The following is a 24,398-nucleotide window of genomic DNA, read 5'->3' on the forward strand; positions in this document are numbered from 1 at the left end:
ACGTTTCACTTTCGAATTTCGCGCGTTTATGTTCGCAATCAAACAAACCACAGTTTTCATGTGGCTAAATGATAAAAAAACGAACATTAAGGGAAGACAATGACAATTCACGATCCTCGCTACAGCGATGTGATTATCATTGGCGGTGGTGCCACCGGCGCCGGTATCGCTCGCGATTGCGCCCTTCGCGGATTAAGCGTCACGCTTCTGGAACGCCACGATATTGCCACGGGCGCGACCGGGCGTAACCACGGCCTGCTTCACAGCGGCGCACGATACGCCGTCACTGACGGTGAGTCGGCACGGGAATGTATTGCGGAAAACCAGATCCTCAAGCGTATCGCCCGCCACTGCATTGAACCGACCGATGGCCTCTTTATCACCCTTCCCGAAGATGACCTCGCCTTTCAGGAAACCTTTATCACCGCCTGTAACGCAGCAGGTATTCAGGCGGAGGCCATGGATCCGGCGCGGGCACGGCAGCTGGAACCGTCGGTCAACCCGGCGCTTATTGGCGCAGTGAAAGTCCCGGATGGCACCGTCGATCCGTTCCGCCTGACCGCCGCCAATATGCTGGATGCCCGGGAACATGGGGCGCGCATTCTGACCGGACATGAAGTGACCGGACTTATCCGCGAAGGCCATCGCGTCTGCGGCGTGCGGGTGTTTGATACGCAATACCACGAACACAGCGAGCTGTTTGCCTCCGTCGTCATTAATGCCGCGGGGATCTGGGGGCAGCGCATTGCAGAATACGCTGACCTGTCGGTGCGCATGTTCCCGGCGAAAGGCTCGCTGCTGATCCTCGACCATCGCATCAATAACCATGTGATCAACCGCTGCCGCAAACCGTCTGATGCCGATATCCTCGTGCCGGGCGATACCATTTCGCTGATTGGTACGACCTCAACCCACGTCGACTACAGCGACATTGACTACAACCGCGTGACCGCCGAAGAGGTGGATATCCTGCTGCGTGAAGGCGAGAAACTGGCCCCGGTGATGGCCCAGACGCGTATTCTGCGTGCCTACGCGGGCGTGCGTCCTCTTGTCGCCAGCGATAACGATCCGAGCGGACGTAACGTTAGCCGGGGCATCGTGCTGCTCGACCACGCCGAACGCGACGGCATGGACGGATTTATCACCATTACAGGCGGCAAATTAATGACCTACCGCCTGATGGCCGAATGGGCCACCGATGCAGTCTGCCGCAAGCTGGGGAATACCGAGCCGTGCGTGACGGCAGAACAACCGCTGCCAGGATCGCGTCAGTCCACCGAAAAAACGTTGCAAAAAATCATCTCCCTGCCCGCCCCGCTGCGCGGTTCCGCGATTTACCGCCACGGGGACAGAACGCCGGTCTGGCTCGGCGAAGGTCGGCTGAGCCGCAGCCTGGTGTGCGAGTGCGAAGCCGTCACCGCGGGCGAGGTGCAATACGCGGTGGAGAACCTGACGGTCAAGAGCCTGCTCGATCTCCGCCGTCGCACCCGCGTCGGCATGGGAACCTGCCAGGGTGAACTGTGCGCCTGCCGTGCGGCGGGTCTGCTGCAGCGTTTTCATACCACGACTGCCACCCAGTCGCTCGATCAGCTCAGCGCCTTTTTAAACGAGCGCTGGAAAGGCATTCAGCCTGTCGCCTGGGGCGATGCCCTGCGTGAGAGCGAGTTTACCCGCTGGGTCTACCAGGGGCTTTGCGGTCTTGAGAAGGAGCAACACGATGAAATTTGATACCGTGATTGTCGGCGGCGGGCTGGCGGGCTTGCTCTGTGGCATCAAGCTCACGAAGCAGGGGCTGCGCTGCGCCATTATCACCCGGGGCCAGAGTGCCCTGCACTTCTCGTCGGGATCGCTGGATCTGGTGGACGACACGTACCGCGACAAACTGCCGCCGGAGCACCCGTATCATCGGGTTGGCGCGCAGCATATTGACCGCTTTGCGCTGGAAACCGAAGCGCTGCTGGCTGACTGCGGTGCGCGTCTGAAGGGGAGCGCCAGGCAAAATCATCAACGCATCACGCCGCTTGGCACCCTGCGTTCCGCGTGGCTCAGCCCGGAGGAGGTCCCCGTTGCCCCTGTGAGCACAGGACGGGTAAGGGTCGTGGGTATTAGCGGCTTTCTGGATTTTCAGCCCCATCTAGCGGCGGCGTCACTGTGTCGCCAGGGCGTGAACGCCGAGACGGCAGAGATAGAACTGCCTGAACTGGATGTCCTGCGCGAAAACCCGAGCGAGTTTCGCGCGGTGAATATCGCCCGCTTTCTGGATAACGAAGACAGATGGCCGCTGCTGTATGAGGCGCTCAGACCGCTCGGTGAAACCTGCGATACGCTGTTGATGCCTGCCTGCTTTGGACTCAGCGATAACCGCCTGTGGCGCTGGCTGTCGGACCGTCTGCCCTGCTCGCTCGGCCTGCTGCCAACGCTTCCCCCTTCCGTGCCCGGCATTCGCCTGCATACCCAGCTCCAGCGCCAGTTTGTGGCGCTGGGCGGCGTGTGGATGGCGGGTGACGAGGTGAAAAAAATCACCCTGACGGACGGCGCGGTGAGTGAAATCTGGACCCGCAACCACGGTGATATTCCGCTTCGCGCCCGCTATACGGTGCTGGCAAGCGGCAGTTTCTTCAGCAACGGGCTGCTGAGCAGCCGGGAGGGCATCCGGGAAGCCATTATGGGGCTTGATGTCCGGCAAGGCGCGTCCCGCGCGGACTGGTATCAGAGTGATTTCTTCTCGCCGCAGCCCTGGCAACAGTTCGGCGTGATGGTTGATAACCAGCTGCACCCGCAACTGTCCGGTAAGCCCGTCAGGAATCTCTTTGCCATTGGCTCGCTGTTGGGCGGGTACGATCCCATAACTCAGGGGTGCGGTGGCGGGGTCTGCGCCGTCACGGCGCTGTATGTGGCAGAGCAGATTAGCCAGCGCGCGGAGGCGGAACAATGAACGATACCCGTTTTGAAAGCTGCATTAAATGCACGGTCTGCACGACCGTCTGCCCGGTCAGCGGCGTGAACCCGCGCTATCCCGGACCGAAACAGGCCGGGCCTGACGGCGAGCGTCTGCGTCTGAAGGACGGTAAGCTGTACGACGAGGCGCTGAAATACTGTATCAACTGCAAACGCTGCGAAGTTGCCTGCCCGTCGGATGTGAAAATCGGCGATATCATCCAGCGCGCCAGGGCGCGCTACAGCACGCAAAAGCCGTCCCTGCGCGATGCCATCCTCAGCCATACCGACCTGATGGGCAGCGTCTCAACGCCGTTTGCCCCGCTGGTCAATGCCGCGACCGCCCTCAAACCGGTGCGCCAGCTGCTGGATGCCACGCTGAAGATAGACCATCACCGCAGCCTGCCGAAATATTCTCACGGCACCTTCCGCCGCTGGTACAAATCCGTCGCGGCGGAGCAGGCGCAGTACGCCGACCAGGTGGCCTTTTTCCACGGCTGCTATGTGAATTACAACCACCCGCAGCTGGGCAAAGATCTGCTGAAGGTGATGAACGCCATGGGAACGGGCGTTCAGCTACTGAACAAAGAGAAGTGCTGCGGCGTACCGCTGATCGCCAACGGGTTTACCGATAAAGCGCGCATGCAGGCTCAGAGCAATGTCACGTCACTGCGCGAAGCGATTGTCGATAAAGGTATTCCGGTGCTGGCGACCTCGTCCACCTGTACCTTCACCCTGCGCGATGAGTACCCGCATCTGCTGGACGTGGATAATACCGGCCTGCGCGAGCACATCGAGCTGGCGACACGCTTCCTGTGGCGCAAGCTCGATAGCGGGCAGACGTTGCCGCTGGGGAAATTGCCCCTGAAAGTGGTGTATCACACCCCGTGTCATATGGAGAAAATGGGCTGGTCGCTCTATACGCTTGAGCTGCTGCGGTTAATTCCCGGACTTGAGCTGACGGTGCTGGATTCGCGCTGCTGCGGGATTGCGGGAACCTACGGCTTTAAGCGCGAAAACTACGCAACCTCCCAGGCGATTGGCGCCCCGCTGTTCCGACAGATCGAAGAGAGCGGCGCGGATATCGTGGTGACCGACTGCGAAACCTGTAAATGGCAGATCGAGATGTCCACCAGCAAGCGCTGTGAGCATCCGATTACCCTGTTGGCGAACGCGCTGGGCTGAACATGGCCGGGGCGAACGCCCCGGCACAAACATTACTCGACGAACAGCGACTCAATAACGTTAATCCAGCCGTGCTCGCTGGCGACCTCTTTGCCATTGAGCCAGCGGCGCAGCATATTCAGCGCCATCATGGCGCAGACTTCCTGACGCACCGCCAGACTGTGGCGAGTGATGCTCATTTTAACCCTCAGAGCCCAGGTCCCCTCCGGCGTCGCCAACGCGACGTTAAGGTGCTCCTCATCCAGCCCACCCACGAACAGCGCCAGACCGGCAAAATGTTTAACCCGTCGCTCCGAGGCCCAGCGGGCGGTTTGCGCCAGGGTCTCCTGCTGGAACGGCACCACTTCGCTGGCCAGCAGCGGCGCGCTGGCGCGCGACAATTGCAGCGCCAGCAGGCCACCGGTGAACTGCTCGCTTAAGGTCACGCTCAGCTGACGATCCTGCAGGTGCTTCGCAATCTGCGCAGGCAACCCCTCCGTCCCTTCAAAGATCAGGCTCTCGCCCGCCACGCGCTGCACTTCGGGCCACAGGGCCAGCATCGCCGCTTTCTGCGTCGCCGGTCCTGTCAGCTTGAGCTCAATGATCGGCATAGAGGAGCGATAGCCCATGGACACGCCCGGCGGCAATTGCAGGTGGTCAAGACTCTGGGCCAGATCGCTTTCAGAACGGCCAAACGTGGTCAGTCGCAGGCACAGCGGAGGTTCAGGCAGGGTAAAACGGTCGCGAAGGCGCGGCAGGATCTGCTGCTCAACCATCACTTTAAATTCGGAAGGTACGCCGGGCGTGAAGAACATCAGGCAACGGTTCAGCTGCAGGGCAAACCCGCACGCGGTGCCGACCGGGTTATCAACCAGCTCAGCACTGGCGGGGATTTCAGCCTGCTTGCGGTTGCTGGGGGCCATCACGCGGCCACGTTCGGAGAAAAAGCGTTCCATCTGTGAAAGCCATGCCTCATGCAGCACCAGCCCTTCACCTTTTGCGGTTGCGGCGGCCAGCGCGCTGAGATCGTCACTGGTAGGACCGAGTCCGCCATTCACGATCAGCACATCGCAGTGTTCGCTCCGCTCACGCAGAATGCTGACCAGCGACTCAAGATTGTCGCCTACCGTATTGCGACGCGTTAACGGTAATCCTTGCTCAAAGAAAAGATCGGCAAGCCAGGCAGCATTGGTATCAATAATTTGTCCATGCAGCACTTCGTCGCCGGTGGATAACATCTCCACGTTAATCATTGTGTTCTCCCGCTTATTTAGTGAAAACACTATAGCGCAAACGCGGGAGGGAGAAGAGAGAAACTGGCGCGACGGAACGCCGCGCCGACAGGATTAGAAGCCTGCGCTTACGCCCACATAGGGACCGTCGGCCAGCGCGTTGTCGCGGTTGCCGTCTTTGCCCGCCAGGTTCAGGTAGCGATAGCCCGCTTCGATGGTAATCGGACGCATGATGGTCCAGCGCGCGCCGGCGTTGGCTTCTTCATAGCTGTCGATACCGCTGGAGAGCGAGTCCGGAGAGTAGTAATACTCGCCAAACAGACCGAAGCTGTCGCCAATTTTCCACTGCAGGCCGCCACCCACCGCTGCCGCATACCCTTCGTCACCGTCGTTCGGGTTGGTATAGATACCTTTACCGCCGACGGTCGCCAGGAATGGACCAAGAGGAATGTTCAGACCCAGACCGAGGCTTGCCGCATCGCCGTCGTCATCGTTATGCGTCCAGCCACCGGTCATCGCCAGGCCGGAAGTCTCTGTTCCCAGGCCGAAGCCCAGGTGGGTATAGTCCTGACCCGCCGAGCCGTTGAAGCTGATGGCGTTAGCCGCCGCCGATACAACCATCAGGCCGAAGCCCAGTAATGCCACTTTTTTCATTGTCATGATCCCGCGCAATTTTATAGAGAAGTCCCAAAACCGCGAGATTTTAACCTGAGTCTCCCGGGGATCAAGCACTCTGCGTGCGGCGGGGGGGAAGATTGTAACGATTTGAAACTTGCGGCTTTTTTATGCAAGCAACAGAAAGCGCATTTTGACACACAGGCCACCCAGGGATTCACTGCGGTTGAGTTGCAAATGGCTGCGGTGCAGCCGGGCAATATCACCCGCCAGTGCCAGCCCGATCCCGGAACCGGCAGCATCCCCGACGTTGTCCAGGCGGTGGAAAGGGAGCATTGCCTGGTGGATCTGATCCTCTTCAATGCCGGGGCCGCTATCTTCAACGCGCAGCTCAACGGCACCGGCCTCCGCACGCAGGAAAACGGTCACGGTCCCGCCTGCTGGGGTATATTTAATCGCGTTCTCCAGCAGGTTAGCGCACAGTTCGCCCAGCAGGACGTCATCGCCTTCGATCATGACCGGCTGCTCCACACCGTCATAACCCAGATCGATCCCTTTGCTCCGCGCCTGCGCCAGTCGGGAGAAGCAGCAGTTCTGCACCACCTGAACCAAATCCACAGGCGAGAACTGACGATCGCCCTGCTCTCTCCCCTTCACCGCCGAAAGCTGCAACAGCCGCTCGGTGAGTACGATAGTCTCATCCAGCGTGGCGTTCATTGCCCGCAGACTCTCCTGCCACAAAGCGGGATCCTGGCGAGTAAGCGCGACAGACACCTGTGTTTTAAGTACCGCCAGTGGCGTTTTGAGCTGGTGCGATGCATCCGCGTTGAAACGTTCCTGACGCGAAAGCACGCCGCGCAGACGGTCGATATAGCGGTTAAAAGCCACAATCAGCAGCCGGGTCTCGGACCAGGGCAACAGCTCCGGCAGCGGTGCCAGCAGGCCCGGCTCGCGCCGCACCATCAGCGAGGAGAGCTGGCGCATCGGGCGCAACACGCGGCGCAGCATCCAGGCGGTTAGCACCAGCGTCAGCAGCACCAGCAGCCCCTGCGAAACCCAGGATGAAAAGAGCAACTGGCTGGCGAGATAGCGGCGTGACTGGAGCGTCTCCGCAACGTAAATTTCCGCCATGCCAAAAATAGAATCTTGATTCACGGGCTGCAGCAGACGCGCCACCCGAATCGCCTGCCCGCGATATTCGGTATGGTAAAACCACGCCAGCGCGGGGTAGAGCGTGGTACGCGACGTTGCAGGCGGCATCTTCGGCAGATCGTCATAGCCGGAGATCACCCGCCCGTCGGGGTCGACCACCTTGTAATAGAGCCGGTCGTTCATGTTGAGCTCAAAGCTATCAAGCACCACCCAGGGCACGTCCACCGCCAGCTTGCCGTCGCGTACCTCCAGCCGTTCCGAGATGGTGCGGGCAGAGGATAACAGCGTGCGGTCGTAAGCCTGCGTGGCCGCCTGCAACGCGCTGACGTAGCTGTTAAAGGCTGACAATCCCCACAGCAACAGTAGCGGCAGGCCAAGGAAAAGCAGCAGTTGCAGGTAGAGCGACTGCGGCTTAAACCCTCTCATCGCCGCACTCCAGCACGTATCCCAGCCCCCGTAACGTGGTGATCCGCACGCCGCTGCCGGTGAGCTTCTTTCGCAGGCGGTGAATATAAAGATCGATACTTTCAGGGCTGACGTCGTCGTTCAGGCTGAACACCTGGTCAAAAAGCTGCTGCCGCGAAACCGGACGGGTGCGGCGGTGCATCAGCACTTTCAGCAGAGAGAGCTCGCGCGGCGTCAGGGAAAGCGGTTCATCGCGGAGCAGGAAAAAGCCCTCGTCGTCATACTCCAGCTCCCCAAGACGCTGACGTTCCTGCGTGCGCCCCTCGCTTCTTCGCAACAGGGCACGCAGCCGGGCGTCAAGCTCCTCCAGCTCAAACGGTTTTGGCAGATAATCATCCGCCCCGGCGTTCAGGCCCTTTACCCGGTCCGCCACGTTGCTGCGCGCAGTCAGGAACAGGACGGGCAGCGTCTGCCCCCGTTTTCTGAGGCGATGGACCACTTCCAGGCCGTCAAAACCGGGCATGCCGATGTCCAGAATAGCAACCGCGTAATGTTCTCCCTGCAGCAGATGGTCGGCGGCACGCCCGTCAGACACGCAATCCACGGCGAAGCCCTCCTGCACCAGCGCTTTCTCCAGCCAGTGAGCCAGCTCACGATTATCTTCTGCGAGTAAGAGACGCATGTCACATCCTGTAAAGTTGGTTCCCCATTGAAAGGGAAATGAAAGGTTATTGTTTTAACAATCACGCAACGGAACCGCTACAAGGCGGTTCACATAATCAGAAAAAAGACCCATACCCGTACCCCGGCGTGAGGATAAACGATGAAAAAACACTTACTTTCTACCCTTGCTGCAAGCGCATTCCTGTTGAGTACCTCTGTCGTTCAGGCGCAGGACGCCCCGTCCCGTACCGAATGTATCGCCCCGGCCAAACCGGGTGGCGGTTTCGATCTCACCTGCAAATTGATTCAGGTCAGCATGCTGGAGACGAAGGCCATCGAGAAACCGATGCGCGTGACCTACATGCCCGGCGGCGTGGGCGCGGTGGCCTATAACGCCATCGTCGCACAACGACCTGCGGAAGCGGGGACGGTGGTGGCCTTCTCCGGTGGTTCACTGCTGAACCTGTCTCAGGGCAAGTTTGGCCGTTATGGCGTGGATGACGTGCGCTGGCTGGCGACCGTCGGTACCGACTACGGGATGATTGCCGTGCGTGCCGACTCACCGTGGAAGTCCCTGAAAGACCTGCTCACCGCCATGGAAAAAGATCCGAACAGCGTGGTGATTGGCGCAGGCGCGTCGATCGGTAGCCAGGACTGGATGAAAGCCGCCCTTCTCGCGCAACAGGCGAAGGTTGACCCACACAAAATGCGCTACGTGGCCTTTGAAGGCGGCGGCGAGCCGGTTACGGCACTGATGGGCAACCACGTTCAGGCCGTTTCCGGCGATCTTAGCGAGATGGTGCCCTACCTGAACGGGGACAAAATCCGCGTGCTGGCGGTCTTCTCGGAAAACCGTCTGCCGGGACAGCTGGCTAACGTGCCGACCGCCAAAGAGCAGGGTTACAACCTGGTCTGGCCGATCATCCGCGGGTTCTTCGTCGGGCCAAAAGTGACCGATGCCGAGTACCAATGGTGGGTCGACGCGTTCAACACACTCCAGCAGACCGAAGAGTTTAAGAAACAGCGCGATTTGCGCGGGCTGTTTGAATTTAACCTGACCGGTAAGCCACTGGATGAGTACGTCAAAAAACAGGTGAATGACTACCGCGAGCAGGCGAAAGCCTTTGGTCTGGCGAAATAACCGGAGGCGCTATGAGCGATCGTATTTTTGCCGGGATATGGCTGCTGCTCTGCGTTGGCGGGATGTTTGTCGCCTGGCAGATCCACAGCGAATACAGCTATGAACCCGTAGGGCCACGCCCCTTCCCGATGGGCATCGTCGGCCTGATGCTGCTCTGCTCGGTGGCGCTGCTGTTGCGCCACCCGGACACCGTCGAGTGGCCACCGCGTCGCATTCTGCAGCGTCTGCTGGTGATGGTCATTGTCCTGCTGATGTACGCCTGGGGCTTTGAATGGCTCGGCTTCCCGGTGGCGACCGCCATCCTGACGATGGTGATCGGCATGCTGTTTAACGCCACCCTGCCTGCGGCAGGGATCTCAGGCGTGGTGATGGGGATTTTACTGTGGTACGCCTTTGACCGCCTGCTGGACGTGACGTTACCGCTCGGCGCCTGGCTTAATTAACGGAGCACGCTATGGATACCTGGATTTACCTCTCACAGGGGTTCGCCGTGGCGATGACCCCGGAAAACCTGGTGATCGCCCTGATCGGCTGTTTCGTGGGCACGATTGTCGGCCTGCTGCCGGGTCTTGGGCCGATCAACGGGGTAGCAATTTTACTTCCGCTGGCCTTTGCCCTGCATCTGCCTGCGGAATCGGCGCTGATCCTGCTGGCAACGGTCTATATCGGCTGTGAATATGGCGGGCGCATCTCGTCGATCCTGCTTAACGTGCCGGGAGATGCGGCGGCGATCATGACCGCGCTGGATGGCTATCCGATGGCGCGACAGGGTCGCGGGGGCGTGGCGCTCTCCATTTCAGCGGTCAGTTCGTTCTTTGGCTCGCTGGTTGCCATTGGCGGCATCATTCTGTTTGCGCCTGCGCTGGCCCAGTGGTCGCTGGCGTTTGGTCCGGCAGAATATTTTGCCCTGATGGTGTTTGCCATTGCCTGTCTCGGCAGCATGATGGCGCAAAATCCGCTCAAGTCGTTTTTGTCCGCGCTGATTGGCTTAGGGTTAGCCACCGTCGGCGTGGATGCCAACACCGGGGTCTATCGCTTTACCTTCGACAGCGTTCACCTGTCCGACGGCGTGCAGTTTATCGTGGTCGTGATTGGTCTGTTCTCTGTCTCTGAAATCTTACTGATGCTGGAACATACCAGCAGCGGGCAGACGCTGGTGCGCAAAACCGGCCGGATGCTCTTTAGCGCTAAAGAGGGCGCACAGTGCATCGGCACCACGCTGCGCTCATCGGTAATTGGCTTCTTTGTCGGCATCCTGCCGGGCGCCGGGGCCACCATCGCCAGCGCCATTACCTACATGACCGAGAAAAAGCTCAGCGGCAACAGCGACAGCTTTGGTAAAGGCGATATTCGCGGCGTGGCGGCGCCTGAGGCGGCCAATAACGCCTCGGCCTGTGGCTCGTTTATCCCGATGCTGACCCTTGGCGTACCGGGCTCCGGCACCACGGCGGTGATGATGGGCGCCCTGACGCTCTACAACATCACGCCGGGACCGGCAATGTTTACCGAGCAGCCGGATATTGTCTGGGGGCTGATTGCCGCCCTGCTGATCGCTAACGTGATGCTGCTGGTGATGAATATCCCGCTGATTGGGCTGTTCACCCGCATGTTGACCATTCCCCTGTGGTTCCTGGTCCCGGCGATTGCCGCCGTCTCTGCTGTAGGGGTGTACGCGGTGCACAGCACCACGTTTGACCTGGTGCTGATGGTGGTCCTGGGCGTGCTGGGATACATACTCCGTAAGATGCACTTCCCGATGTCACCGCTGATTCTGGGGTTCGTGCTTGGCGAGATGCTGGAGCAGAACCTGCGCCGCGCGCTGTCCATCAGTAACGGCAATATGTCGATCCTGTGGGACAGCAGCGTCGCGAAGGTCCTGTTAGCGCTGGCAATCATGGTGATTGTGGTGCCGCCGGTATTACGCCTGCTGCGCCGTCGCCAGCGCAAACCGGAGCCGGATATCGGTTAATTACGCCGACAGCTGGGCATTCACCCACTGTTTTAACGCCTGGCGGGAGATCTTAATCCCGCCATTTTTTAGCTCAGCCGGCAGTACCAGCCAGTGGACCGGCTGCTCAAAGCGCGCCAGTCTGCCCTGGATCCAGTCAGGAAATTGCGCGATATCCGTTCCCGGCTCGCACTCCACCACCGCCACCGGACGTTGTCCAAACTCGGCATCGTCCAGCGGGACGATAAACACCTGGTTAATCTGCGGGTGTGCGGCGATAACACGTTCCAGCGATTCCGGCTGGATCCCCTCTCCTCCGCTGAAAAAGAGATTGTCTATGCGGCCTAAAATCGTCAGTCGCCCGTTATGCCATTCCCCACGGTCGCGGGTGGCGAACCATCCCTGCGCATTGGTCAACGGCATCAGCGCACCGTCCCGCCAGTAGCCGGAAGCCATACTTTCAGCCCTGATCCAGACTTCACCTTCAACGACCTGCACCTCTCTGCCCGGCAGCGCATACCCTACGTCCGGCTCGCCGTCTGCCTCTTTCGCACAGACGGTAGAGGCAAACTCGGTGAGGCCGTAACCGCAGAAGGAGTGAATACCCTGTTCGCGCGCCTGCTGTGTTAAATCAACGGGGATTGCAGCCCCGCCCAACAGCACCGCTTTCAGTGCAACAGGCTTGTGACGATTAAGCAGACGCCAGAGCTGGGTCGGCACCAGCGAGGCGTGGGTGCAGCCGCGTAACGCCTGTTCCAGAGGTTGTTTCTCGCGCACCGTTAAGCGTGCCCCGGCCACCAGCCAGCGCCATAAAATTCCCTGACCGGAAACGTGAAACAGCGGCAGCGAAAGGAGCCAGTCGTCGTTGTCCCCATAGGGCATCAGCGACAACACGCCGCGTGCGCTGGCAAGGTGGGCGGCACAGGTATGCACCGCCGCCTTCGGTAGCCCGGTCGAGCCGGAGGTGAGCGTCATCGAGGCCAGCCGCGCCGGTTGCCATGCAACGCGGTATGCATCGGCTGGCTCACGCATGCTCAGGGCAGGAAGAGCGTCGTAGCTGCCGTCCAGCACCAGCGCCAAGCGCAGGGTCATCTGGGGGAGCAGCACGTCCAGCAGCGGACGCGGCAGCTGTGGATTCACTGGAAGAATACGCGCGCCGCACTGGAGCAGCGCCAGCCATGCCATCAGCGTTTGCGGGTGGTTATAGGCCAGCAGCAGAACACCGTCACCCTCCTCCACCCCCTGCTGATGAAAGCCCGCTGCAAGGCGATCGATACGCGTGCACAGCTGTCGCCAGCTCAGCGCGTCGTCGTTCAGCCTGAGAGCAGGTTTGTCGGCAAACTGCGCACACCAGTGCCGCCATGGCCAGTCGATAAAACTCATAGCAGCGGCTCCAGCGCCTCAACGCTGAGGCACGGCAGCGCGCTGTCCGGCCACTGGCGGAGAAGCTGAGCCTGCATCAGGTTCAGCGTATCGAGGCCGGGGACAGCGTCAGGCGTTAACCAGGCGGCAATACGTGCCAGCTGGGTCAGCCCAAGGCTGGACTCAATCGACGAACTGATCACCGCCGTCAGACCCAGCGCATGCGCCGCGGCAACCTGCTCGCGGACCTTCGCCAGGCTGCCGGTTAACGTCGGTTTAATCACCACTGCGCTGACGCCCGGCTCGGCAATAAATTCAAAATCGTCTTCGCGCAGGCTTTCATCCCAGGCGATAGCAATCCCCGTTTCACGAGCAAACGCGCGCGAATCGTCGCGGGTTTTGCACGGCTCTTCCAGGAAGGCGATGCGGCTGCGGTACGCCGGGTTGACGTATTTCGCAAACTGCTGCGCCTTAAGCGGCGTCCAGGCGCGGTTTGCGTCAAGACGCAGGTGCAAATCGGGAATCGCTTCCAGCAGCAGGTTGGCGACCATTCCGTCGCGCACCGCTTCGTAGAGACCGACCTTAATTTTCGCCACTTTCTCGCCCGGCATGGTGGAGAGCAAAGCAAAGAGCTCGTCCGGGTCGCCCGTGCACAGCGGTGCCGCGCGGTAATTGCCCTCTTCCGGCAGGCTGCCCTCCAGTTCTGCCAGCGCACAGCTGATACCAAAGGCCGCAGAAGGCACGTCCGGCAACGCCGGGTTCGCGCCCTCACGCCACGCACCTGCCCACGCCAGCAGCGCAGCCTGTGCATCATCGAGCGATTCCAGACTAAAGCCCGGCAGCGGCGAAATCTCGCCCCAGCCTTCTCGCTCACCCTGCTGAAGATACACAAAGAAGCCATCACGGGTTTTTAACCGCCGTTCACGCAGCACCACGCCCGCGTCCATCGGTATCTGCCAGCGGTAAACCTGCGCGCGACGCATTACGGGTTCCGTTTGTATTTGCTGAAATCAGGCTGGCGTTTTTCGTTAAACGCGTTGCGTCCTTCCTGACCCTCTTCGGTCATGTAGAACAGCATGGTGGCGTTGCCCGCCAGCTCCTGCAGGCCCGCCTGACCGTCACAGTCAGCGTTGAGTGCCGCTTTCAGGCAGCGCAGCGCCATTGGGCTGTTTTGCAGCATTTCACGGCACCAGCGGACGGTCTCTTTTTCGAGATCGGCAATCGGTACCACGGTATTCACCAGGCCCATATCCAGCGCTTCCTGGGCGTTGTACTGACGGCACAGGAACCAGATTTCACGCGCTTTTTTCTGCCCGACGATGCGCGCCATGTAGGAAGCGCCCCAGCCGCCGTCGAAAGAGCCCACTTTTGGACCGGTCTGGCCGAAGATGGCATTCTCGGCGGCAATGGTCAGGTCACACATCATGTGCAGCACATGACCGCCGCCGATGGAGTAACCCGCCACCATCGCCACCACCGGTTTCGGGCAGGTGCGGATCTGGCGCTGGAAATCAAGCACGTTCAGGTGATGCGTACCCGCATCGTCCTGGTATCCGCCGTAGTCACCGCGCACTTTCTGATCGCCACCGGAGCAGAAGGCTTTCTCACCTTCGCCGGTCAGGACAATCACGCCGATGTTATCGTCATAGCGAGCATCCGCCAAGGCCTGGATCATCTCCTTGACGGTCAGCGGACGGAAGGCGTTACGCACCTGCGGACGGTTGATGGTGATTTTAGCGATGCCGTCAGCGGATTTGTGGTAACGAATGTCGGTGTAGCCTTCGGAGCAGTCTTGCCATTCGACCGGCGCGTAAAGCATGTTTTCATCAGGATAGATCATAGAGTGTCCTTTGTTCGAAGACGCAGTATCTGAGCCAGACTCGCGGCGACCGCAGCGGGGTTTTCCCGGTGGGCGTTGTGTCCGGCGTTTGGAATTGCATGGCGAACGGCGTGCAGTTCGGCGGCAAGGGCCGCGAACTTTTTATCACGTTCGCCATAGAGGTAATCAAAAGAGAAATGGCGGGTGCTGAGCGCGGGACGTAAATCCGGCTGCCCGGCCAGCGAGGTCGCTTCAAGCATTTTCGCCAGCGTTATGCCGTTGTTTTGGCTGCGCAGGGTAATAAGCGCCTTCCGCTCAGCGTCCGGGAGAGAGGCAAACACCGGCTGCTGGTACCAGTCAGCAAAGACCTTATCCAGCGGTTCGGTGCGAAAACGTGTCGCCCAGCGGTGGTCGGATACCCGCCGCGCATGGCGATCGTCGGCGTTCTGCAGGCCCGGATGTCCGCCCTCAACCACCACGCCCAACAGCCCCTTCGGCTGCTGGCAGGCGTGAAACATCGCAATGCGGCCGCCGAGGGAGTACCCCACCAGCCAGAAACTCAGTATGTTGTAACTAAGCAGAGTCCGGGTCAGCAAATCGCTCATCTCCTCGAACCCCGTCACGGTAATATTCCGGGATTCACCGTGCCCCGGCAGGTCAAGATAGAGCCGGGGATACTCGCTCAGCGTCTCCCCGACAACCTGCCACTCGCGGCAGTCTCCGGAAAAACCGTGCAAAAAGACCAGCCAGGGATAGCCTGGTTTTCCGGTCTGCTGCACGCCTGCGAGGATCACAGCTGGCTCACCTGTGCCAGCAGGCTTTGCAGGCTCTGCGCACCGTCGGCATCGTTCACGACCAGCTCAATCAGCGTCGCGCCCGGTTGCTTCCAGGCGCTGCTTAGCGCGGCTTCCAGCTGTTCCCAGCTCTCCGGGCGGTGGTATTTCAGGCTGAACATTGCCGCGGCATGTTCAAACTGCACGTTCTGCGGCATCAGATAGAAACGCTCACGCTCGCTCTGGGGCGTTGGCAACAGAGAGAAAATCTGCCCGCCGTTGTTGTTCACGACGATCAGCACAAACGGTGCGGAAGCCTGACGCAGCAGCGCCAGCGCGTTGAGATCGTAGAGCGCGGAGAGATCGCCCACGATCGCCAGCGTCGATTTCGCGCTGGCGCGCTGCACGCCCGCCGCCGTCGAGATCAGCCCGTCGATGCCGCTGGCGCCGCGGTTGCTGTAAACCGGGTAGCCCGCAGGCAGCTTCGAAAAGGCATCAATCAGACGCACCACCAGGCTATTACCGACAAACAGCTGGCCCTGTTCAGGCAGATACTGACCAATACGGTGCGCCAGACCGGCTTCGCTGAATGTCTCACAGTGCGCTTTGGTGATTTCCCACGCCTGACGAGACAATTCGGGGATTGCCACCGCCCAGGGTTGACGTTTTTCCGCCGGATGCAGTTCCAGCCAGCTCTCAATGTTGCTCACCAGACGGCGGCCGCGATGGTGCGCCGGGTCAAGCCGCCCTTCCAGCGGGTCGACCAGCCAGTACTCTTCCGGCGTGCAGGTCGCCTGCCACTGCAGCAGGCGTTTCCCGGTCAGGCTGGCGCCGATCTGGACCACAATCTGCGCCTGTGAAAGCTCAGTGACCGCCTTCGCATTCCCGAGCCAGAGATCGGCGCACGGCAGCGGCTGACCGGTCTGGGAAAGCACGTCGCCAATCAGCGGCCAGCCGAGGGTTTGCGCCCATTCGGCGACCCGCCTGCCTTCGGCGGCGCTCATGCGCCCGGCAATAACCACGCCGCGTTTTTGGCGCCAGAAGAACCAGTCGCGCTGTTTCGCGCTCTCAAGATGCGTTTGCCCGCGCAGCCACGGTTTTTCACTCTGCCACCAGTTACCGAGGGAGCGCTGCCAGTCAAGGCCGGTATCGTCCAGTTCGCCATACAGCGGCTCGGCAAATGGACAGTTAATGTGCAACGCCCCGCTGCGCAATGTCTCCATGGCGTGATCGACCGTGGAGACCAGCCAGCTTGCCGGAATATCCTGGGTAGGACGCGGCAGCGAAACCGTCTGCGAAGGATGCGAGGAAAAGAGTCCCGGCTGACGAATGGCCTGATTCGCTCCGCAGTCGATAAGCTCAGGAGGACGGTCGGCCGTCAGCAGGATCAGCTTTTCACCAGTTAGCCCGGCTTCAATCAGGGCCGGGTAGAGGTTCGCCACGGCGGTACCGGAGGTGACAATCACCGCCACAGGTTCTTTGCTGACCTTTGCCAGCCCAAGCGCCAGATGCCCAAGGCCACGCTCATCAAAATGGGTGTGATGAATCATTGCCCGATTTTCGGCGGCCGCCAGCGTCAGCGGCGTTGAGCGAGAACCCGGTGCAATACACACGTGCCTGACGCCATGGCGCGTCAGGGCTTCAAGGATCACCGCCGCCCAGCGTCGGTTAAAAGAACTTACTGACATGAGATTGTCCGGTATCAAGAATGCGACACAGTATAAATAATAGAAAAAATTGGAATTTTGATATGAATCGGGATTGCGCGAATCAGTATTAATCCCTAAGGAGCAGAGAGCGCAAGCCAGCGGCTTTGTTTTCGATCTCCTGCCACTCCTGCTCCGGGTCAGATCCGCTGACGATGCCCGCCCCGGCGTAGAGCCGCAGGGCGTCATCCTGGACGCGCGCCGAGCGCAACGCCACACAGAACTCGCTTTGATCGGGCGATAAATACCCGGCCGAACCGGCGTACCATTCGCGGTTGAAAGGCTCAACGTTGTGGATAAACGCACGCGCGGGCTGTCGCGGAAGCCCGGCAACGGCGGCTGTCGGCTGGAGCACATGCAGACACAATTCGTCATCGGCCTGTTTTAGCTCCGTCCAGATACAGCGTCGTAAATGCTGGACTTTACGCAGCCGGACGACCTGAGCAGGCAATACCTCAAGCGTCTGCGTATGGTGCTGAAGACGCTGGCAGATATCTTCCACGACCAGCATATTTTCACGCTGGTTTTTATCATCATTCAGCAACCACTCGCCCAGGCGCTGCGCCTGTTTATCATCCGTATGGCTGGCGACGGTGCCCGCCAGCGCTTCGGTGCGCAGCAGCTTGCCACGTCGCCGCCAGAGGCGCTCGGGCGTGGAGCCGAGGAACGCGTTGCGGGCGTCGAATACCATGCAGAAATGATAGCAGTTGAGATTCAGGGCGCGGCTGGCGGCCATCAGAGCGACAGGATTAACCCGCTGTTTACACTGCAGATCGGTGGCCCGGGCAAGCACGACCTTTTCGAAATCGCCGCGCGCGATAGTCTCCGTCGCCTTGCCGATCAGGGTCAACCATTCCGGTTTTTGCGGCAGATGCGTTTCGCGCTCAACCTGGACAGACAGCGGACGAATGGCTCTGGCTGGACGGAGTTGCTGGAGTAATTCCAGGGCAGTGCGCGCGTCGTCCTGAAGCGAGCGATCACTCCACAGCTGCAGGCGCAAGGTGGCGTTGCCAGCGGTACGTCGCCAGAGCAGGCGCGGCAGAAAAAGACTGCCCTGCTCCGGGCTGAATGCGTTGAGGCCGCAGATGCGAGTCTCTTTTGGCGCATGTTCTGCACTCAAAAACTGTGAGGCCAGCGCCAGAGAGGAAAATTGGGTGACCGCCCCCAGCGCAGCCAGCTCTTCATCACCGTTACGCTGCTGCCAGTAAAATTGCGGATAGCACTGCTGCTCGCCAAGCCAGGCGAGAGGATCGAAGGCGTCGTTTAACGGGAAAGATACGTCGAAATGACGCAGGCCGGGTGTGGCGGGTAACGCTTGCGAAAGCTGGCTTTGCAGTTGCTCCAGCGCAAGGAAAATCGAATTCACGCGAACCTCTCCCTGTTAAAACCGCATATTATACGGGGTACTGAACATAAATAGCAGTACCCACGTATAGGGAGTGGTTAAGCGGCTTAACGACGGGCCAGCAGCAGACCCAGCACCAGCCCTACGGCAGCACCCACCCCAATGCCCTGCCACGGTTTTTCATGGACATAGTCATCGGCACGATAAACCGCTTTTTTGGCACGGTAGTAGTAAGTATCAGACGCATGGCTGACGCGGTTTTTCACTTCATGCAGCGCCTGTTCAGCACGGGCTTTTAACTCAATATATTTCTGATCGGCAGGGTCGCCCGAGGAACGTAACACCTCTTCCAGCGTTTCGCTCAGCAAAGCCAGGTCGTCGTCGATACGGGTATCCCAGGATTGAAATGACATATTTTTCTCCATGTTAGTACACCAGTCCGCTAACTATAGACAACGACGTGCCATTACGCCTGTTTCACTTCCCGTGCCATGCCGATGTGCGGGATGCCATCTTCGTCATAAACGTCGGTAACCGGCGTAAAACCAAAATGGCCGTAGAAGGGTTGCAGGTGCGCCTGCGCGCCCAGGTATAACGCCTTGTCCGGCCACTGTTTCCGGCACGCATCCAGCGTTTTTTCCATCAGCTGATAGCCGAGTTTTTCGCCCCGTGCTTTGTTGCTGACAATGACGCGACCTATCACGACGGGCTCAAAATCGTCCTCGCTTTTCAGAATCCTCGCATACGCCACCAGCTCGTTATCCTTCCAGCCGAGGATATGGCGGTTCTCGCCGACCAGGTCATTACCGTCGATATCCTGATATGGACAGGTTTGTTCAACCACAAACACTTCGCAGCGCAGTTTGAGCAGCGCGTAGAGCGACTGAACGGTGAGCTCACTATGGTGTAAATCTTGCCACTGGATCATCTCTTTCTCCTTCCTGGGGTTCATCACGTTATACTAAACCCCTTCCCGTTCGGCAAAGGGCTGATTGCATTATGGAACTGATTTTTCTGGGGACGTCTGCTGGCGTGCCAACCCGATCACGAAATGTGACCGCGATACTGCTGGATCTTAAACATCCCACCCGTGGCGGGCTATGGCTGTTTGACTGTGGTGAAGGGACACAACATCAGCTTTTACATACCGCTTATCACCCCGGCAAGCTGGATAAAATTTTCATCACTCACCTGCATGGCGACCATCTTTTTGGCCTTCCCGGTTTGCTTTGCAGTCGCTCAATGGCCGGTAATGCCAACCCGCTGACGATTTATGGGCCTGCGGGGATCCGGGAGTTTGTTGAAACCACGCTACGCCTCAGCGGCTCCTGGACCGACTATCCGCTCGAGGTCGTTGAGATTACCGAAGGCCTGGTTTTCGACGATGGGGATTATCAGGTCACCGCCCGACCGCTTAATCATCCGGTGGAGTGCTATGGCTACCGCATTGAGGAACACGACAAACCCGGCGCGCTGGATGCCGCCGCGCTCATCGCCGATGGCGTAAAGCCTGGACCGCTGTTCCAGCGCCTGAAGCACGGACAGCACGTTACGCTGGAGGACGGGCGCGTCATCAACGGCCAGGATTATCTCGCCGCACCGCAGCCGGGCAAAAAACTGGCCATTTTTGGCGACACGGCACCGTGCCCTGCCGCCGTTCAGCTTGCTCAGGGCGTGGACGTGATGGTGCATGAAGCCACCCTGGAGACGGCGATGGAAGAGAAAGCCAACAGTCGGGGCCATAGCTCAACGCGTCAGGCGGCGCTGCTTGCCCGTGACGCGGCTGTCGGCAGGCTCATTATCACCCATGTCAGCTCGCGTTACGACGCGCGGGGGTGCGAAAGCCTGCTGGCAGAGTGTCGGGCGCTGTTCCCGGAATGTGAGCTGGCCGAAGATTTCGCTAAGGTCAGCGTTTAGCCCTTCATTTTTCCCTCAGGATGCCGATAACGATTAAAAGGCCAGCATTTCTCTCGAGGGTAGAATGGATAATTTCCAGAAAGATATTGATGACAGGGCGAATCTGACCCTGTCGAACCGTTTTGAACTGTTGCTGTTCCGTCTTGGCACCTCTCTGAACGACAACAAATCCGAGCTGTTTGGTATTAACGTTTTCAAGCTGCGCGAAATTGTACCGATGCCGGAGTTCACGAAACCTGCCGGGATGAAGTCTCCGCTGATGGGGATGGTGAATATTCGCGATCAGGTGATCCCGGTTATCGATCTGGCCGCCGTGGCGGGCTGTAAACCCACCACCGGGCTGAACATCCTGCTGATTACCGAATATGCCCGCAGCGTGCAGGCGTTTGCCGTGGAGTCGGTTGAGAACATCATGCGTCTGGACTGGAAGCAGGTGCACGCGGCGGAAACTGCCGTCAGCGGGCGCTACATCACCAGTATTGCCTGCCTGGACGAGAAGGCCGATACCAACGAACTGGCGATGGTGCTGGACGTTGAGCAGATCCTGTATGACATCACCCCGGCGAACCACGACCTGCACGCCACGAATCTGAAGACCACTAAATTCAACATCAAGCCGGGTTCTGTGGCGATTGTGGCGGAAGATTCCAAAGTGGCGGCTCGATGCTGGAGAAAGGTTTGCAGGCGATGGAGATCCCGGCGCAGCTGCATATCACCGGCAAAGATGCGTGGGAAAAAATTAGCCTGCTGGCCGCTCAGGCGCAGGCCGAAGGTGTGCCGATCACCGATAAGATTGCCCTGGTGCTGACCGACCTCGAAATGCCGGAGATGGACGGTTTTACGCTGACGCGCAAAATCAAAACCGACCCGGTACTGAAGGATATTCCGGTGGTGATCCACTCTTCCCTTTCCGGCAACGCCAACGAAGACCATATTCGCAAGGTGAAGGCGGACGGGTACGTGGCGAAGTTTGAGCTGAACGAGCTGTCGTCGGTGATTGAAGAGGTGCTGGATCGCTCGATGAAGAAGATTGATGGGCCGTTGATTAGCCGGAAGCAGCTGGCTTAGGTCTGGTGCGGGCTGGTGCCCTCACCCCGTCCCTCTCCCACAGGGAGAGGGAGAAAACCATAAAAAAACCCGCCGAGGCGGGTTTTACTTTTACATTAATGGCATCGCTCGCTGCACGATATCAATCAGCGGCTGCGGATAGATACCGAAGATCAGCACCAGCAGGGCTGAGATAAGCACTACGATACCACCGGCGCTGTACTGCCAGTTAGATGGCGCATCGCGGTTGAGCTGCTGAGGCGCGCTCAGGTAGAGGCTCACGGCAACGCGCAGGTAGTAGTAGAGACCAATCGCGGAACCGATAACCACACCGGCAGTCAGCCACCACAGGTGTGCCTGCACACCGACGGCCAGCACGTAGAATTTACCGATAAAGCCCAGCGTCATCGGGATACCCGCCAGAGAGAGCATCATCACGGTCATCACCGCGGACAGGATCGGACGGTGCCAGAACAGACCACGGTAAGAGAACAGTGAGTCGGCATCCGGGCCACGGTATGGGCTGGACATCAGGCTCACCACGCCGAAGGCGCCGAGGCTGCTGAACAGGTAACCGGCCAGATACACGCCCACGGCTTCCATCGACATTTCACCGCTCTGCAGCGCAATCAGCGCCACCATCAGGTAGCCCAGATGAGAGATGGACGAGTAGCCCAGCAGACGCTTGATGTTGGTCTGGCTCAGCGCCATCAGGTTACCGAAGATGATGGAGACGAACGCGATGATGCCCAGCACCACGCGAACCGCTTCACTGTCACCCACCGGCGCGTACAGGAACAGACGCATGACCACACCGAAGATAGCGATTTTGCTCGCTGTCGCCAGGAAGGTCGACACCGGCGCAGGCGCGCCCTGGTATACGTCTGGTGTCCACAGGTGGAACGGAACCAGTGAGAGTTTAAAGCCAAGGCCTACAATCATCATGCCCAGACCCGCCAGCAGCAGCGGCTCGTGGAGCATGCCGTCGCCGAGGCTCTTGCCGAGCGCCATGAAAGAGAGGTTACCGGACTGTGCGTACAGCAGCGCAATACCAAACAGCAGGAACGAGGACGCAGCAGCAGACAGGATGGTGTACTTGATGCTTGCTTCCAGAGAGCGCTTTTGACGGAAGGCGTAACCAATCAGACCGAACAGCGGCAGAGAGATCAGCTCAATACCGAGGAACAGCGCGGCCAGATGGTTAGCATTCGCCAGCAGAATGCCGCCCAGCGCGGCAATCAGAACCAGCAGATAAAACTCTTCTTTGTTGTCGTTGTAGCCTTCGAGCCATGGGTACGCAAAGGTACAGGTCGCCAGGCTCGCCAGCAGCACCAGACCGGTGTAGAGCATGGCATAGCCGTCAACGCGCATCAGCGGCGTGACGTCCATCGCACCGCCCTGGCCAACAAACCAGAGAGAGACTAACGCGGCGTTCAGGCCGATGACCGACAGCGTGGCATTCATGAAGTGATTGCGTCGCCACGCAATGGAGAGCATCACAACCACCACCGTCAATCCGACGATCAGCAGCGGTAGCAGCGCAATCAGTTGTTGTGGAGTTATTGTCATGGCGATTTACGGCCTTGTAGTAGAAGCAGAATTAACAAACCACTGCTGGATGTTGCCCATCGCACTGTGCGAGGTATCCAGAATCGGCTGCGGGAAGAAGCCCAGCAGCACCAGCAGTACGACCAGCAGCAGGATGATGAACAGCTCACGCAGCGACATCCCCGGCAGTTCTTGAGCAGCAATTTCGCTCTTCGCTTTACCGAAGTAAGCGCGGTGCAGCATCGCCAGCGAGTAGACGGAAGCGAACACCAGACCAAAGGTGGAGATCACGGTGATCACCGGCACCACTTTGAAGCTGCCGAACAGAATCATAAATTCGCCGACGAAGTTACCGGTGCCAGGCATCCCCAGGGTGGCAACCGCGAAGAACATGGAGAGCGCTGGCAGCCATTTAATTTTGCTCCACAGACCGCCCATCATGCGCATGTCACGCGTGTGCAGACGTTCGTACAGCTGACCACACAGGATGAAGAGGCCGGCAGCGGACAGACCGTGCGCAATCATCTGGATCACCGCGCCCTGGTACGCCAGCTGGCTGCCGGTGTAGATGGCAATCAGCACGAAGCCCATGTGGGAAACGGAGGTGTAGGCAATCAGACGCTTGATGTCGTACTGCGTGAAGGCCATCCAGGCACCGTAGAAGATACCGATCACACCGAGCCACATGGCAATCGGGGCAAACTCAGCGGACGCATTCGGGAACAGCGGCAGCGCGAAGCGCAGCAGACCGTAGGCCGCGGTTTTCAGCAAGATGCCCGCCAGGTCAACGGAACCCGCAGTGGGTGCCTGAGAGTGCGCGTCTGGCAGCCAGCCGTGCAGCGGAACCACCGGCATTTTCACCGCGAATGCGATGAAGAAGCCCAGCATCAGCAGGTATTCAACGCCGTGCGACATCGGGGTTTTCAGCAGTTCTTCGTAGTTGAAGGTCCAGATGCCCGTCGCGTTATGGTGAACAAACACCAGCGCCAGAATGGCAATCAACATCACCAGACCGCTCGCCTGGGTGTAGATGAAGAACTTGGTCGCCGCCGTAATACGCGTTTTACCGTCGGATGCCTTGTGGCCCCACAGCGCGATCAGGAAGTACATCGGCACCAGCATCATCTCCCAGAAGAAGAAGAACAGGAACATGTCGATGGCAAGGAACACGCCGATCACGCCGCCCAGGATCCACATCAGGTTCAGGTGGAAAAAGCCCTGGTATTTTTCGATTTCTCGCCAGGAGCAGAGTACCGCCAGAACACCGAGCAGACCGGTCAGCACCACCATCAGCAGCGACAGACCGTCAATCGCCAGGTGGATGGTAATACCGAAACGTGGGATCCAGGGCAGGATGAACTCAGACTGCCACTGCGGGATGCCCGCAGACTGGGTCAGTGAGTAACCGCCCTGCAACCACAGTTGCAGGCCAAGCGCGAGCGTCAATCCCATGGTGATCAGCGCGATCCAGCGCGGCATCTTCACGCCAAAGCGTTCAGTCTGCCAGCACAGGAAGCCGCCGATGAAGGGAATTAATATTAGCCAGGGTAGTAACATGGCGATTTACATTCCTTTTTAAGGCCCCCAGCAGGGGCCTGATTTTCAACGAATTCGAATAAAATTC

21 protein-coding genes and 1 pseudogene are annotated in these 24,398 nt (G+C 59.4%); 8 read left to right on the plus strand and 14 right to left on the minus strand.

Annotated features, from left to right (window positions below; translation table 11 throughout):
* Positions 1-99: 99 nt before the first annotated feature.
* Genes glpA through glpC form a run of 3 tightly spaced genes read left to right on the plus strand, consistent with a single transcriptional unit; the run spans position 100 to position 4,122 of the window.
* Positions 100-1,728 carry an anaerobic glycerol-3-phosphate dehydrogenase subunit A gene (glpA, locus tag ACOTYN_RS06990; protein ID WP_047026911.1) on the plus strand — a complete coding sequence of 543 codons (1,629 nt, stop codon included), beginning with the start codon at positions 100-102 and terminating at the stop codon, positions 1,726-1,728.
* Positions 1,718-2,935 carry a glycerol-3-phosphate dehydrogenase subunit GlpB gene (glpB, locus tag ACOTYN_RS06995; RefSeq protein ID WP_071922023.1) on the plus strand — a complete coding sequence of 406 codons (1,218 nt, stop codon included), beginning with the start codon at positions 1,718-1,720 and terminating at the stop codon, positions 2,933-2,935. Before glpA ends, glpB begins: the two co-directional genes overlap by 11 nt.
* On the plus strand, positions 2,932-4,122 hold the full coding sequence (glpC, locus tag ACOTYN_RS07000) for an anaerobic glycerol-3-phosphate dehydrogenase subunit GlpC (protein WP_071922022.1): 1,191 nt from the start codon (positions 2,932-2,934) through the stop codon (positions 4,120-4,122). Before glpB ends, glpC begins: the two co-directional genes overlap by 4 nt.
* 32 nt (positions 4,123-4,154) lie before the next feature.
* Here the strand turns inward: glpC and ACOTYN_RS07005 are convergent, their stop codons facing one another.
* The 4 genes from ACOTYN_RS07005 to tctD all read right to left on the minus strand — a co-directional run bounded on the left by ACOTYN_RS07005 (position 4,155) and on the right by tctD (position 8,187).
* A complete protein-coding gene (locus ACOTYN_RS07005; protein ID WP_071922021.1) occupies positions 4,155-5,354 on the minus strand; it encodes a nicotinamide mononucleotide deamidase-related protein YfaY in 1,200 nt (399 codons plus the stop codon).
* Positions 5,355-5,447: 93 nt separating this feature from the next.
* Positions 5,448-5,987 carry a YfaZ family outer membrane protein gene (locus ACOTYN_RS07010; RefSeq protein WP_023330955.1) on the minus strand — a complete coding sequence of 180 codons (540 nt, stop codon included), beginning with the start codon at positions 5,985-5,987 and terminating at the stop codon, positions 5,448-5,450.
* Positions 5,988-6,116: 129 nt separating this feature from the next.
* Positions 6,117-7,526, minus strand: a complete 1,410-nt coding sequence (locus ACOTYN_RS07015) for a sensor histidine kinase (protein WP_023330956.1) — start codon at positions 7,524-7,526, stop codon at positions 6,117-6,119.
* Positions 7,513-8,187, minus strand: coding sequence for a transcriptional regulator TctD (gene tctD / locus ACOTYN_RS07020; protein WP_014884620.1), 675 nt, complete (start codon positions 8,185-8,187; stop codon positions 7,513-7,515). The genes ACOTYN_RS07015 and tctD overlap by 14 nt, the downstream gene beginning before the upstream one ends.
* Positions 8,188-8,328: 141 nt before the next feature.
* Between tctD and ACOTYN_RS07025 the strand changes: the two genes are divergently transcribed.
* Genes ACOTYN_RS07025 through ACOTYN_RS07035 form a run of 3 tightly spaced genes read left to right on the plus strand, consistent with a single transcriptional unit; the run spans position 8,329 to position 11,278 of the window.
* Positions 8,329-9,309: a Bug family tripartite tricarboxylate transporter substrate binding protein gene (locus ACOTYN_RS07025; protein ID WP_032635989.1), complete on the plus strand. Its 981-nt coding sequence runs from the start codon at positions 8,329-8,331 to the stop codon at positions 9,307-9,309.
* 11 nt (positions 9,310-9,320) lie between these two features.
* On the plus strand, positions 9,321-9,752 hold the full coding sequence (locus ACOTYN_RS07030; protein ID WP_014884622.1) for a tripartite tricarboxylate transporter TctB family protein: 432 nt from the start codon (positions 9,321-9,323) through the stop codon (positions 9,750-9,752).
* Between the two features lie 11 nt (positions 9,753-9,763).
* The gene (locus ACOTYN_RS07035) at positions 9,764-11,278 is read left to right on the plus strand and encodes a tripartite tricarboxylate transporter permease (RefSeq protein ID WP_014884623.1); all 1,515 of its coding nucleotides are present in this window, start codon (positions 9,764-9,766) and stop codon (positions 11,276-11,278) included.
* Here the strand turns inward: ACOTYN_RS07035 and menE are convergent, their stop codons facing one another.
* From menE to ACOTYN_RS07075, 8 genes are all read right to left on the minus strand, one after another.
* The gene (menE, locus tag ACOTYN_RS07040) at positions 11,279-12,640 is read right to left on the minus strand and encodes an o-succinylbenzoate--CoA ligase (RefSeq protein WP_332957062.1); all 1,362 of its coding nucleotides are present in this window, start codon (positions 12,638-12,640) and stop codon (positions 11,279-11,281) included.
* A complete protein-coding gene (gene menC, locus ACOTYN_RS07045) occupies positions 12,637-13,602 on the minus strand; it encodes an o-succinylbenzoate synthase (RefSeq protein ID WP_032635987.1) in 966 nt (321 codons plus the stop codon). Before menC ends, menE begins: the two co-directional genes overlap by 4 nt.
* On the minus strand, positions 13,602-14,459 hold the full coding sequence (menB, locus tag ACOTYN_RS07050; protein WP_013098093.1) for a 1,4-dihydroxy-2-naphthoyl-CoA synthase: 858 nt from the start codon (positions 14,457-14,459) through the stop codon (positions 13,602-13,604). Before menB ends, menC begins: the two co-directional genes overlap by 1 nt.
* Positions 14,456-15,232 (minus strand): 2-succinyl-6-hydroxy-2,4-cyclohexadiene-1-carboxylate synthase, encoded by a 777-nt coding sequence (menH, locus tag ACOTYN_RS07055; protein ID WP_332957066.1) that lies wholly within the window; start codon positions 15,230-15,232, stop codon positions 14,456-14,458. Before menH ends, menB begins: the two co-directional genes overlap by 4 nt.
* Positions 15,229-16,899 carry a 2-succinyl-5-enolpyruvyl-6-hydroxy-3-cyclohexene-1-carboxylic-acid synthase gene (menD, locus tag ACOTYN_RS07060; protein WP_332957068.1) on the minus strand — a complete coding sequence of 557 codons (1,671 nt, stop codon included), beginning with the start codon at positions 16,897-16,899 and terminating at the stop codon, positions 15,229-15,231. The genes menH and menD overlap by 4 nt, the downstream gene beginning before the upstream one ends.
* Before the next feature lie 88 nt (positions 16,900-16,987).
* Positions 16,988-18,283 (minus strand): isochorismate synthase MenF, encoded by a 1,296-nt coding sequence (gene menF, locus ACOTYN_RS07065; RefSeq protein WP_071922018.1) that lies wholly within the window; start codon positions 18,281-18,283, stop codon positions 16,988-16,990.
* Positions 18,284-18,369: 86 nt separating this feature from the next.
* Entirely contained in the window at positions 18,370-18,675 is a 306-nt protein-coding gene (elaB, locus tag ACOTYN_RS07070; protein WP_008500219.1) for a stress response protein ElaB, read from the minus strand.
* A gap of 53 nt (positions 18,676-18,728) precedes the next feature.
* Positions 18,729-19,190, minus strand: a complete 462-nt coding sequence (locus tag ACOTYN_RS07075; protein ID WP_071922017.1) for a GNAT family N-acetyltransferase — start codon at positions 19,188-19,190, stop codon at positions 18,729-18,731.
* A 71-nt stretch (positions 19,191-19,261) separates the two neighbouring features.
* Here ACOTYN_RS07075 and rbn point away from each other — a divergent pair, with 71 nt between their 5' ends.
* Both rbn and ACOTYN_RS07085 read left to right on the plus strand, forming a co-directional pair.
* Positions 19,262-20,179, plus strand: coding sequence for a ribonuclease BN (rbn, locus tag ACOTYN_RS07080; RefSeq protein ID WP_071922016.1), 918 nt, complete (start codon positions 19,262-19,264; stop codon positions 20,177-20,179).
* Positions 20,180-20,243: 64 nt separating this feature from the next.
* A pseudogene (locus tag ACOTYN_RS07085) lies at positions 20,244-21,247 on the plus strand (chemotaxis protein).
* A 90-nt stretch (positions 21,248-21,337) separates the two neighbouring features.
* Here ACOTYN_RS07085 and nuoN read toward each other — a convergent pair.
* On the minus strand, positions 21,338-22,795 hold the full coding sequence (gene nuoN, locus ACOTYN_RS07090; protein ID WP_332957072.1) for an NADH-quinone oxidoreductase subunit NuoN: 1,458 nt from the start codon (positions 22,793-22,795) through the stop codon (positions 21,338-21,340).
* 6 nt (positions 22,796-22,801) lie between these two features.
* Complete coding sequence (gene nuoM / locus ACOTYN_RS07095; RefSeq protein ID WP_071922015.1) at positions 22,802-24,331, minus strand: NADH-quinone oxidoreductase subunit M; 1,530 nt, start codon at positions 24,329-24,331, stop codon at positions 22,802-22,804.
* Positions 24,332-24,398 lie beyond the last annotated feature (67 nt).

It is taken from the genome of Enterobacter cloacae complex sp. IR5458 (assembly GCF_049238025.1).
In the GTDB taxonomy this organism is placed as follows: domain Bacteria; phylum Pseudomonadota; class Gammaproteobacteria; order Enterobacterales; family Enterobacteriaceae; genus Enterobacter; species Enterobacter kobei.